The organism is Primorskyibacter sp. S87, from assembly GCF_049801055.1.
Classification (GTDB): domain Bacteria; phylum Pseudomonadota; class Alphaproteobacteria; order Rhodobacterales; family Rhodobacteraceae; genus JBNAGF01.
This window is the reverse complement of sequence record NZ_JBNAGF010000015.1, coordinates 81,337-92,060: the sequence shown is the minus strand read 5'-3', so window position 1 is coordinate 92,060 and position 10,724 is coordinate 81,337. Positions and strand designations below refer to the sequence as shown.

At 56.4% G+C, this 10,724-nt stretch carries 12 protein-coding genes and 1 pseudogene; 7 read left to right on the top strand and 6 right to left on the bottom strand.

Features of this window, described 5'->3' with window-relative positions:
• Positions 1 to 2 precede the first annotated feature (2 nt).
• Positions 3 to 344, top strand: a complete 342-nt coding sequence (locus ACP15U_RS20245; RefSeq protein WP_299720459.1) for a copper-binding protein — start codon at positions 3 to 5, stop codon at positions 342 to 344.
• Between the two features lie 97 nt (positions 345 to 441).
• Entirely contained in the window at positions 442 to 957 is a 516-nt protein-coding gene (locus ACP15U_RS20240) for a disulfide bond formation protein B (RefSeq protein WP_425046820.1), read from the top strand.
• On the opposite strand, the gene ACP15U_RS20235 is transcribed toward ACP15U_RS20240, so the two are convergent.
• Positions 954 to 1,595, bottom strand: a complete 642-nt coding sequence (locus ACP15U_RS20235) for a hypothetical protein (RefSeq protein ID WP_425046819.1) — start codon at positions 1,593 to 1,595, stop codon at positions 954 to 956. The genes ACP15U_RS20240 and ACP15U_RS20235 overlap by 4 nt on opposite strands.
• Before the next feature lie 285 nt (positions 1,596 to 1,880).
• On the opposite strand from ACP15U_RS20235, the gene ACP15U_RS20230 reads away from it, so the two are divergent.
• Positions 1,881 to 2,543 carry a L,D-transpeptidase gene (locus ACP15U_RS20230; protein WP_425046818.1) on the top strand — a complete coding sequence of 221 codons (663 nt, stop codon included), beginning with the start codon at positions 1,881 to 1,883 and terminating at the stop codon, positions 2,541 to 2,543.
• 38 nt (positions 2,544 to 2,581) lie between these two features.
• On the opposite strand, the gene ACP15U_RS20225 is transcribed toward ACP15U_RS20230, so the two are convergent.
• On the bottom strand, positions 2,582 to 2,851 hold the full coding sequence (locus ACP15U_RS20225; protein WP_425046817.1) for a hypothetical protein: 270 nt from the start codon (positions 2,849 to 2,851) through the stop codon (positions 2,582 to 2,584).
• A gap of 252 nt (positions 2,852 to 3,103) precedes the next feature.
• Here ACP15U_RS20225 and ACP15U_RS20220 point away from each other — a divergent pair, with 252 nt between their 5' ends.
• From ACP15U_RS20220 to ACP15U_RS20205, 4 genes are all read left to right on the top strand, one after another.
• On the top strand, positions 3,104 to 5,446 hold the full coding sequence (locus ACP15U_RS20220; protein ID WP_425046816.1) for a heavy metal translocating P-type ATPase: 2,343 nt from the start codon (positions 3,104 to 3,106) through the stop codon (positions 5,444 to 5,446).
• A gap of 37 nt (positions 5,447 to 5,483) precedes the next feature.
• Positions 5,484 to 6,005, top strand: a complete 522-nt coding sequence (locus ACP15U_RS20215; RefSeq protein WP_425046815.1) for a TRAP transporter small permease subunit — start codon at positions 5,484 to 5,486, stop codon at positions 6,003 to 6,005.
• On the top strand, positions 5,995 to 7,368 hold the full coding sequence (locus ACP15U_RS20210) for a TRAP transporter large permease (protein WP_425046814.1): 1,374 nt from the start codon (positions 5,995 to 5,997) through the stop codon (positions 7,366 to 7,368). Before ACP15U_RS20215 ends, ACP15U_RS20210 begins: the two co-directional genes overlap by 11 nt.
• 126 nt (positions 7,369 to 7,494) lie before the next feature.
• Positions 7,495 to 7,971 carry a L,D-transpeptidase family protein gene (locus tag ACP15U_RS20205; RefSeq protein ID WP_425046850.1) on the top strand — a complete coding sequence of 159 codons (477 nt, stop codon included), beginning with the start codon at positions 7,495 to 7,497 and terminating at the stop codon, positions 7,969 to 7,971.
• Here the strand turns inward: ACP15U_RS20205 and lspA are convergent.
• From lspA to ACP15U_RS20185, 4 genes and pseudogenes are all read right to left on the bottom strand, one after another.
• Positions 7,962 to 8,297 (bottom strand): annotated as a pseudogene (gene lspA / locus ACP15U_RS20200) (signal peptidase II); the annotation flags it as partial. The gene ACP15U_RS20205 and the pseudogene lspA sit on opposite strands and share 10 nt — an antisense overlap.
• A gap of 109 nt (positions 8,298 to 8,406) precedes the next feature.
• The gene (locus ACP15U_RS20195; RefSeq protein WP_425046813.1) at positions 8,407 to 9,090 is read right to left on the bottom strand and encodes a DsbA family oxidoreductase; all 684 of its coding nucleotides are present in this window, start codon (positions 9,088 to 9,090) and stop codon (positions 8,407 to 8,409) included.
• 122 nt (positions 9,091 to 9,212) lie between these two features.
• On the bottom strand, positions 9,213 to 9,590 hold the full coding sequence (locus ACP15U_RS20190; protein WP_425046812.1) for a rhodanese-like domain-containing protein: 378 nt from the start codon (positions 9,588 to 9,590) through the stop codon (positions 9,213 to 9,215).
• 351 nt (positions 9,591 to 9,941) lie between these two features.
• Positions 9,942 to 10,724, bottom strand: coding sequence for a ZIP family metal transporter (locus tag ACP15U_RS20185; RefSeq protein ID WP_425046811.1), 783 nt, complete (start codon positions 10,722 to 10,724; stop codon positions 9,942 to 9,944).

Below are 10,724 nucleotides of genomic sequence, written 5' to 3'. Positions count from 1 at the left end.
CGATGAAACAACTCACTTCAACACTTGCGATACTTGCCCTCTCCACATCCGTGGGCTTCGCGCAAATGAACCACAACATGGATCATTCGAACATGCCCATGTCCGACGCACAAATGGAGGGCGCGGTTCACACAAAGGCCGTCGTGAACTCCATTGATGAGGGTACGGCCAATGTCAGCCATGATCCCATTCCCGAAATCGGCTGGCCCGCCATGACCATGGATTTGCCGGTCCTCGACAACGCCCAAATGATGGGTGACGTGGCCGCTGGAGACGAAGTCACGTTGATGTTGGTCCAGGGCGAAGACGGCATGTACGCCATTGGGGCCATCATGCCGAACTGATGGGTTTGCCGCGGTCTGCAGTCTTCGGGCTGACGATCGCGGCATCCCTGACCACAAATGGCGCGAGATGCTCCGCATCAATATCGAAGGAGAACCCATGACGGCATCAGCAAAGCAAATTGGCGCAGTCGCTGCGGCCGGATCGGCAATGTTGCTCATGGCAGCTTTCGTGTTTCAGGCATTAGGCTATGCGCCCTGCGCGATGTGTCTCTGGCAACGATATCCTCATGGTGTTGCGATGGGTGTTGGTCTGCTCTTGCTCATCGGCCTGCCCGTCTTGCCGCTCTTGGTGGTCGGTGCTGCTTCGGCAGCAACAACTGCGGCCCTTGGTCTCTTTCACACCGGCGTCGAACGGGACTGGTGGGAAGGGCCGACCTCTTGCACAGGCTCAGGGCTCGATATGTCGAACCTATCGGGTGCTGATCTTCTTCCGTCAGCGACCAGAGGACCATCAACGCTGGTGATGTGTGACGAAGTTGCGTGGGAATTTCTGACCCTGTCGATGGCAAGTTGGAACGCGCTTTGGAGCGCCGCACTTGCGGGCCTTTGGCTGGTCGCCCTTGCGCAACACATGCGCAACCCCCGCTCGAAAAGTCCCTATCCGGCGACCTAGCCTTGCAGATGCGCGATGAGTTCCGCGACGAGGGTCAATGATACCACTGCCAGCAGGAGAGTGAGCAGAGCGAACACGACCACGCCGGTTTTCTGTGGAAAGAGACCGACAAGTGGGCGCAGGCTCGACGACTGGTTGATCGCTGACACATACAAAGGCAACGCGCTCACCATCGTGGCGTAGAGATAGACACCCGAGATGTTTTCAAAGAAAGCAGAGCGCGCCAGCGTCGGCGCCACCACGCTCAACGCGGTCGCGCGGCTACTTCCGAACGAACCGAACCAATCCGCGGATAAAACGTAGATCAGGGCATGGAGGCTGAGGAAGAGCACAACCCGGATCGACAGATCCAACAACACGAAAACCGCTGGATCTCGATGTTTACGATCAGGTTGTTGCGTCAAAGCGAACAGAAAGAAGCTGACATAATTCACGACAAAAATCACAGGCAATCCATTGGTAACGACCTGCCTCAGAAATCGCACAAGCGCTGGTCCGCCTGCTGCGAGGGCCGGAGCAAAGCCCGGAGCAAGCAAAATGTAAATCAACAGGATCGGGAGCAACGCTGCGAGACTGAACAACAGGACGTTCTTGAGAAACTGAGCGCTGGACATTTGCAGCGTGAAATATCTGTCCATTCCAAGACGGTGACACACTCGCGCCGTTAGGTCGACCAGTGAACGACCTGACCCTAAGGATCCATGATAGATAGAGCCCTATCCAACGGAAAGACAATTCCTATTCGATTGATCAATGCTACTTTCGATTCTCGGCATTCAATAAAATCGAGAAGCTTTTCTGCGCACACGAAACCGTGTGGCGTGAACTATTTTCTTGAAGCTCTAGGAGGTGTAGGTTGTATCGAAAAAACGTAAATGGCCTGCGCGAGGCCAGATGACTGTCACGACGGAGACAAGTTCAAAATGTTAACAAGACGCCATTTCATCGCGACCAGCGCAGCTCTGTTCTCCGCGCCAATTTCAAACCCTGTCTTTGCCAGTACATGGCCAACGACATCGCAAAAGTCGGCTTGGGATGCGCAGGTGACGCCTACAAATTTCGATCTCGAGACTTCGAACCCATGGGGATTGCAACCGCGCTTCCTGCCACGTCGGGTTGAAGCCCGGCCTGGTCTGACACCCGGCGACATTCATGTCGATGCGGTCGCGCGGTATCTCTATCACATCGAGGAAGGCGGTACCGCGATGCGTTACGGTGTAGCGATTGCGCGCGGCAATCTCTACGAGCCGGGGACCTACACGATCCGTCGGAAGGTCGAGTGGCCCCACTGGACACCGACCAAATCGATGATCGAGCGCAACCCGGAATACGCCGAATTCGAAAATGGCCAGGAGCCGGGTCCGCAAAATCCACTAGGATCTCGCGCAATCTATTTGTTCGTCGGGCAGCGTGACACATATCTGAGGATACACGGATCACCGCAATCCAGATCAATTGGTGGCCGCGCCAGCTCTGGCTGCGTTCGAATGGTCATGGCCCATATCAATGAGCTTTACCCTCGGGTCACCATTGGTTCGACAGCGTTTTTGTATTCAGCAGAAGACAACGTCACCGCGCGCAGTTAGCTTTCAGTTTGACGATCAGGCTGGCCCAGACTCAAAAGTTACGCGGCTGGCTTGACGCAGATCGGATTGCCGCCCGCTGTCCTGAGCGGCAAGAGAGTGTCCTCGACCGGCCCGGAATGCATGTACCAGTAGCAATTGTCTTCCGGCCGCAAGCGTGCGGTTGCCAAATCCTGGTTTGGAGCCGCCAGCGCCACGATTTGCTCTGGAACCGGCGGAAGCGAACCCGAGCCTTGTGAATTCGAGAGAGTTTCCGAGCAGGCTCCGAGTACCAAGCCGAAAAGGATAAAAACTGCCCTCCGCGTGTACATAATCTCACTGTCCTGCTGCTTTGAACTCCTAGATGAGTCTTTCTCGCATCCGACGGCATGTGGTGCAATGCAAAGGCAAGATCACAGGCGAATTTCCTGAGGAAAGTGACCGAAACTCAATGGTTTCGACCCAAACCGCCTGCGATCACCCCATTAACCACGCGGCTACCTGGAAGACCGAACTTTTCTCTTGAACCTCTAGTTGCTGTAGGGCGTAAAACCTCCCCATAGTTGCGAATCCGAGGATAATCCATGCCACATGACGGTGCTCAAAACAGCCGCGACCATTCTCCTTTATCTGAGGACGCTTGCGACAGCTGTTGCGGAGAAAAGGTCATTGAGCCAACGACCGTTCAAGCCTCGGACGGCCGCAGTTTCCATGTCAGCGGCCTGGATTGTGCCGAAGAGGTCTCGATCCTGAATCGGGTCGTCGGACCGGAAGTTGGTGGTACGGAGTATCTCGCATTTGACGTTATCAATGCGCGGATGACGGTTCTGGATGGCGGGACGAACCCGTCTTCGGACAAGATCCTTCAATTGGTTGCGACCACCGGGATGACGGCCAAACCCTGGGATGCCCAAGACGCCAGCGCTGATCAGGCCGCACATCTGAAGAAACAAAAACTGTTCACGATGCTTAGTGGCGGATTCTGGGCGGCGGGGTTCATCTACCACATCATTGAGACTGGGTTCGGCGGCGCCATCGGCTTGTTCTCCGGCCATGGTGAAGCGCCGATGCCCATTGCCGAAGCAGGGTTGTTCGCAATAGCGATCCTCTTGGGCGTGTGGCTGGTCGCACCCAAAGCGTGGTCGTCGGCGCGTCGGCTTTCTCCGGACATGAACCTGTTGATGGTCGTTGCAGTGGCCGGTGCCATCGGGCTTGGCGAATTTTTCGAGGCCGCCACGGTGGCGTTTTTCTTTTCGCTTTCGCTCTATCTTGAGAGCTGGAGCGTGGGGCGCGCGCGCAATGCTGTGTCAGCGCTTCTCGACCTCGCACCCCCGACAGCCCGTGTGCTCTATGACGATGGCTCAGAGGCCGACGTTCCCGCCGCGGCTGTAGCTGTCGGTGCGCGGTTCATCGTGCGAGGTGGCGACCGTATTCCGCTCGACGGGGAAGTTGTCGACGGGGCAGGGGCCGTCGATCAGGCCCCCATTACGGGTGAAAGCGCCTTGGTGCCAAAAGAAGCGGGCGATGATGTCTACGCCGGCACCATTAATGGCGAGGGCACTTTAACTGTACGGGCAACGAAAGCTGCCTCCGACACGGTCTTGTCCAAAATCATCCGCATGGTGGGCGATGCACATTCACGCCGCGCTGAGGTTGAACAATGGGTGACGAAGTTCGCCCGCATCTACACACCAATTGTAATGGGGTTGGCCGTTCTGATTGCCTTGATACCACCGCTTGTCGCGGGCGGTGACTGGGGCTTCTGGTTCTACAACGCGCTGGTCTTGCTGGTCATCGCCTGCCCTTGTGCCTTGGTGATCTCAACGCCGGTTTCTATCGTCGCAGCCCTTGCGGCCTCAGCGCGCAATGGCGTGTTGATCAAGGGCGGGGCCTATGTTGAAGCGCCGGGCCGCACGACGGCGCTTGCGGTGGACAAGACCGGCACGATCACGATGGGAGAACCGGAAGTCGCTGCGATCTATCCGATTGGCGAGACATCCGAACGCGAGCTGCTTATGTGCGCCGCCGCGCTTGAAGCAAGATCATCACACCCGTTGGCCCGCGCGATCCTGAGTCGTGCAGAACAAGACGGCCTCTCCGTTTCCGCAGCCGGCAACACACGCACCGTGCCGGGTCGCGGCCTCGAAGGAGACATGGGCGACCAGTCCATTTGGCTGGGGTCAGACCGATTTGCCGAAGAAAAAGGGTTCGGGTCCGCAATTCCATCTGATTTGCGCAACCGGATCGAAGAGGCAGGCAACACGCTTGTGGTGGTCGGCGACGACACCGGAGTCAGTGGTATCCTGGAGCTGCGCGACCAAATCCGGCCTGATGCCAAGGGCATTGTTGCGCGGCTGCACGCACAAGGCGTGAAAAAGATCGTGATGCTCACCGGCGACAACACGGCCACGGCAAAGGCAGTGGCTGCAGAAGTCGGCATCGACGAAGTGCGCGCGGAACTGCTGCCCGAAGACAAGGTCACCGCAATCGAAGAACTGGTGGCAGAGTATGGAACTGTCGCGATGATCGGGGATGGCGTGAACGACGCGCCTGCAATGGCGCGTGCGCACTACGGCATCGCTATGGGGGCCGTGGGATCGGACGCTGCAATTGAAACGGCAGACATTGCGCTCATGACCGACGATATAGGCAAGGTTCCCTGGCTGATTGGCCATTCCCGTCGAGCCATGTCGATCATCAAACAGAACATCGGGCTGTCCCTTGCGACCAAAGCCGTCTTTGTGGTCGCAACCGCCTTCGGCATGGCCTCGATGTGGGGCGCGATCGCCGCAGACGTCGGCGTGTCCCTTCTTGTCGTTGCCAATGCTTTGCGGCTTCTACAGGCCAAAGAGGACGATGCTGGACCGCATGGTGGACAACAGGTCGACACAGAAATGGCAAGAGGCGCACTGGCACACGGACACTGATAGGCGACTGGCAAGGCCTGTTGGGAGGGGAGGCGGCTTGCGACTGATTGATTGGATTGAGCGTTGCATTCGCGGCATCGGCGTCCTGACTGCGTGGCTAACAGTTGTTTCGATTGCTGCTTATGGCGCGCTTCAGATGCTGGATCGCAAACTACAACTTGGCGTGTCGAGCTATTTGCCCGACCTGTCCACGTCACTGTTGTTCATCCTAATTTTCTTGACCTTTGGGTATACCTATCTGCGCGACGGTCACGTGCGCGTTGATGTTTTTCGAAGGCATTGGTCCGCCCGCTGCATTGCTTGGATCGAACTGATTGGCGGCCTTTTTGTCCTTCTGCCGCTCGCCGTCATCCTGACCTATTATGGGTGGGACGGTCTGATGCGCACCACGAAATTCGCGGAAACCCAGTTGTGGGCACAACGCGTAGCGGGGGTCGTCGGCCCCATCTTGCTGGCTCTTGCGGGAGTGATCGTAGCCCTGCGCAACATCGCCTTTCTGGCGGGAAAACGCGCGCAAGGTGCACCGGAAAAATCAAGCGGCTTCCACAATGGTAAATGAGGTCCTCACGATCGCCATGCTTGTCGTGATAGCGTTTGGGGTCTTCAGCGGCTTTCCTGTGGCTCTGGTGCTCGCGGGGACCGGCTTCCTGGGGTTTGTGGCTGCGGTTTGGGTCGGTATCACTGATTTTCAGCATCTGGGGCTGATCTACCTGCGGGCCCGTGGTGTACTGACCAATGAATCAGTCCAATTCACAAGCGTTCCAATGCTGATTTTTCTTGGCCTGATCCTGAATGCCAGCGGCGTTGCCGAAACCATGTTTCGCTTGCTGGGGCGTCTTCTGACAGGCGTTCCGGGTCGCTACGCCATTGCGACTTTGCTGATCGGTCTCGTCCTTGCGCCAGCCGCCGGGGTGATCGGCGCATCGGTCATCACTGTGGCCTTGGTGGCCTATGCCCCGATGATGGCCTCCGGCTACACACCGCGAACAGCGGGAGGTGCTGTTGCGGCCTCTGGTGCACTGGGTGTCGTGTTCCCGCCTGCCGTGATGCTGTTCTTCATCTCGAACGTGTTCTATCTGCGCATCGGATTGATGTATGTGGCCCTCATCGTGCCTGTTCTTCTGATGGTCATGGCCTTCGCGATCTATTTTGCCGTCACCTTGCGAAAAACCGTCGAAATCCCGCTGGACGCACACAAAACCAATCTTGTGTCAGACCTCTTGTTCGTCCTCGCGTCTGTCGCGGTCATCGCATCCATTCCGCTCAGCATAATTCTGGGCTTTGCGACACTCACAGAGGCGGCTGGAGTAGGGGTTTTTGGCGCGCTATTGGTCGCGCTGGCGCGAAAGCGTCTGTCTTTCTCATCGTTGAACTCTGTCACGGTGCAGACAAGCACGATGACGTCGATGGTCTTCTTCATTGTACTGGGCGCATCGGTCTTCTCGCTGAGTTTCCACCTTGTTGGTGGACCGGACGTCATCTTTGACTGGATTTCCGCATTCGAGCTCACCCGGTGGGAACTTCTGGCGATGCTCCTTTCCGTAATCATCATACTGGGGTTTGTGTTTGACTGGATCGAGGTGCTGCTGGTCTTTGTACCCGTACTGATGCCGATTATTTCAGAGCTCGACTTCGCAGATCACGTCGGCTCTGCCTACTTTGCGCAGATCTGGATCGCTGGCCTGATTGCGTTGGCCTTGCAAACGTCCTTCCTGACGCCTCCCTTCGGCTATGCCCTGTTTTTTGCCAAGATGGCGGCCCCGAAGGGTATCAACCTATCCGATATCTATCGCGGAGCGGTACCTCTTGTTGCTATTGAGATTGTATTGATCGTAGCGCTGATGTCGTTTCCTCAACTCATCACCTGGCTGCCTGAAATGTCCCTTGGGGATGCGGACGCGCCGCAATTGATCCAACGGTGACTCATGCAGCGGGTATCGGCTGCGATTGATCTGAATTCAGCATTGCGATACTCATTTTCCAAACAAATCGTCCACAAAGGACATCGAGCAGCGATGAGTTACAGGTTTCCAAGGCGCTTTCTTCTCATGGGCGGTATGGCCGCATTCCTTGCTGGATGTGCGAGTAAATTCCGCTCGTACAACGGTCCGGAAGTCACGCGCGTGCGCCTTTACAAGTCGGAAAGACTTCTGGTCCTTGATGGCGCGCAAGGCGTGCTTAAGACGTACCCGGTCGGCCTTGGCTTCGCGCCGGAGGGACACAAACAATTCGAAGGCGATGGCCGCACGCCTGAGGGTGCCTACACCATCGACCGCCGCAATCCGAACAGCCTGTTTCATCTGTCTGTTGGCATTTCCTATCCCAACGATGCGGACGTTGCCTTTGCTGAAGCGCAGGGCAAATCGCCCGGCGGCGACATTTTCATCCATGGGGGCCCTCGAAAAGGTATCGATCCGACGAACAAGCAGGATTGGACGGCCGGCTGCATCGCCGTCACGGATCGACAAATCGAAGATGTCTACGCGATGGTACGCGATGGCACGCCAATTGATATTTACGCTTGACGGTTTGACCGTAAGAACGGGGCCAGGAGCAAAATAGCAACACCACCGACGACGAAAACATCCGCAAGGTTGAACGCAGGCCAGTGTAGGTCGCCGATGTGGAAATCCAGAAAGTCTGTCACAGCCCGAAACCGGACACGGTCCAGGATATTCCCAAGCGCGCCACCGATGATCGCTCCATAGGCAATGGCCTCAAGCTGGCTTTGGGTTCGCAAGAGCAACTGGAACAACCCGCAGGAAATGCCAAGTGCAAGCAAAGTCAGCCCCCACCAAGGGAAACCCGCAAGCATGCCAAAGGTCACGCCATCGTTTCGAAAAAACACTAGTGTTCTGCACCTGACGCAAGAGTCCCAGCTTGCGTGTTATGCGGTCTCGGCGCTTTGGGCGTACTTCCGGGTGTCGGCTATGCGGGACAAAGCTGCCTTTCGCTCGTACTCAGCAAGGACTGGCTTTCAGTTGATTTTGTTCCTTGAGAACTTCGGCAACGTTCGCCTCAAGAATGGCGTAGCTTATGTTCCCAAATAATATCTGCCGACCATTGTTGATCACGTAAGTTGGGCTGCCTTTTACCCCTGCCGTTTGGGCTAGCTCATAATCACTTGTCAGCTTTGCCATAGCTTCACCCGTTTCGATCCTTTTACGGACATCAGAAAACTCTAGTCTGATGCCTTCGCTAACGTCTTTTTGAACGGACCAGTCAGAGATGTCTTGTGCGTCCTCAAAGAATGCGGAACGAAGTGCTCTTGCGGCTCTCACAGAGAGACGCGATCGATAGCCTAGTGCGCATTCGTCTTGAGCCACCAGTTCCACAGCTTTCAGAAAAAGATGCGGGCTGGCCGAGGAGAGTGGTCGGGTTTCGGACCAGACTTTCTGATGTACCTTTATGTCGTCAAAGCCACGCGCCACGTCCTGCACGTGGTGTGCATACCCGTCAAAGCCACCTTTGTTTCCCCACAGTCTGGAAATCTTTGCTTTGGTATCTGGAAACACCGAAGTGTAGTGCACTTCGATTTCTACTTGGTCGCCAAACCTCTCAGCGAGCCGATGTAGAGGCGACTGTCCGATAAAGGCCCAGATGCATAGGATGTCAGAGAAGTGAACCATTTTCAGCGGGCTCATAGAGATTGGTCCTTAGTTGCAGAAATCATCGTGACGGGCCGCCTTGGTTGTCCGGCCCTGCCCTCGCAATCGAACTCCTAGCGATCGGTTGCTTGGCCTATTCGATATTAGCCTCGAGCGTGTCAGACTTGCTCCATGGGACCGCCTGCGTCCTTCCAAGCAGAGATACCACCAACATTCGACACATTTTCAAACCCCATTTCCACAAGAGTTTTACCGCTAAGCGCGGCCTGGCCACCGGCGCCGCAGACCAAAACGATATCCGCATCTTTTTTTAGGGTCGGATTGTGGAGTTGGTGAGTGTCATCCGCCTTAAACTCGAGCGTGCCACGTGCAACCAAAACAGCACCGGCAATGGTGCCGGTCTTTGCGATATCGGCACTATCTCGCACATCAACGAACACTGATTGCCCATCTTTGTGTTTTTTGATGCCAGCTTCCGTCGAAATTCTAGGCACAACGGCATTTGCTTCTTCAAGGTAATCGTTGGCTGATTTCATCTTCGTTTCTCCTGCGAAAGCCCGTCACACCGAGTTTCTAACTCGCTTGCGGAAATAGCAAGCACGCGATTGATCTGGTTCATTTCTATGCAAAAAAGGCGTCCGCTCCGGGCTCTTAGCCGTCATCTGACGGTTTTGCTCACGAATACCGGACCCGTGTCGGATGCCCCGCTTCCATCGGGAACCATATGTCAGATGCAGAACACTAGGTCAAATCCGGGAAAAACGTCGATGCCTCTTGCGAGCACCGAGGCATTTCCAACGACGACCATTTTTGTGACTTGATCTGCCAGAAGTGCGACTGAGGCGCTGAGAAGTCCGATAAGGCGGGTCCTCATCATGTTCATCGCCTCAGCCGAGCCAGACATCAAGGAATAGCATCAAGACGAGTCCTATCGACAGGCCCAGCGTGGCCTTGTTCTGGTGCCCGCTTCTGTGCGTCTCGGGGATGATTTCATGGCTGATGACGTAGAGCATCGCACCTGCTGCGAAGGCCAGTCCCCAGGGCAGAAGCGGTTCGGAGATCGTGATAATCCCCGCCCCGAGCAGACCACCGATAGGTTCGACCATGCCTGTCAGAGCGGCGATCCCCCAAGCGCGGAATTTCGAGTACCCCTCCCCAAGAAGCGATACAGCTACGGCCAATCCTTCGGGTGCGTTCTGTAGTCCGATCCCGATTGCAAGCGGCAGACCGCCAGAAACACCTTCTGCCCCAAAGCCAACACCTACGGCCAGTCCTTCGGGGAAGTTGTGGATCGTGATGGCAATAATGAATAGCCAAACGCGGCGGAGCGATGCCGCCTCCGGCCCTTCACGACCCGTGCTGAAGTGCTCATGCGGCAGTTTCTCGTTCATCAGGGCAACGGCACCCATTCCCAGCAGAATAGCCACGCAGACGATGGCTGCCGGCGCTGCTCCGTTCACGTAGCGTGCGTCAGCGGCGTCTAGGGCGGGAATGATCAGCGAAAAGAACGACGCCGCGAGCATGACACCCGCTGCAAATCCTAGCGAGAGGTCACGTGTTGCACGCGATGGAATCCGCCCAAAGAGCACGGGTATGGCGCCAACGGCTGTCAGTGATCCAGCAGCCAGGCTGCCCAGAAATCCGAGCATGATGGGGGAGAGAGTATCCAA

Coding starts and splice junctions, on each gene's coding strand:
- ACP15U_RS20240 (WP_425046820.1), top strand. CDS start 442: ATGACGGCATCAGCAAAGCAAATTGGCGCAGTCGCTGCGGCCGGATCG.
- ACP15U_RS20230 (WP_425046818.1), top strand. CDS start 1,881: ATGTTAACAAGACGCCATTTCATCGCGACCAGCGCAGCTCTGTTCTCC.
- ACP15U_RS20205 (WP_425046850.1), top strand. CDS start 7,495: ATGGGCGGTATGGCCGCATTCCTTGCTGGATGTGCGAGTAAATTCCGC.
- ACP15U_RS20235 (WP_425046819.1), bottom strand. CDS start 1,595: ATGGACAGATATTTCACGCTGCAAATGTCCAGCGCTCAGTTTCTCAAG.
- ACP15U_RS20245 (WP_299720459.1), top strand. CDS start 3: ATGAAACAACTCACTTCAACACTTGCGATACTTGCCCTCTCCACATCC.
- ACP15U_RS20225 (WP_425046817.1), bottom strand. CDS start 2,851: ATGTACACGCGGAGGGCAGTTTTTATCCTTTTCGGCTTGGTACTCGGA.
- ACP15U_RS20190 (WP_425046812.1), bottom strand. CDS start 9,590: ATGAAATCAGCCAACGATTACCTTGAAGAAGCAAATGCCGTTGTGCCT.
- ACP15U_RS20210 (WP_425046814.1), top strand. CDS start 5,995: ATGGTAAATGAGGTCCTCACGATCGCCATGCTTGTCGTGATAGCGTTT.
- ACP15U_RS20220 (WP_425046816.1), top strand. CDS start 3,104: ATGCCACATGACGGTGCTCAAAACAGCCGCGACCATTCTCCTTTATCT.
- ACP15U_RS20195 (WP_425046813.1), bottom strand. CDS start 9,090: ATGAGCCCGCTGAAAATGGTTCACTTCTCTGACATCCTATGCATCTGG.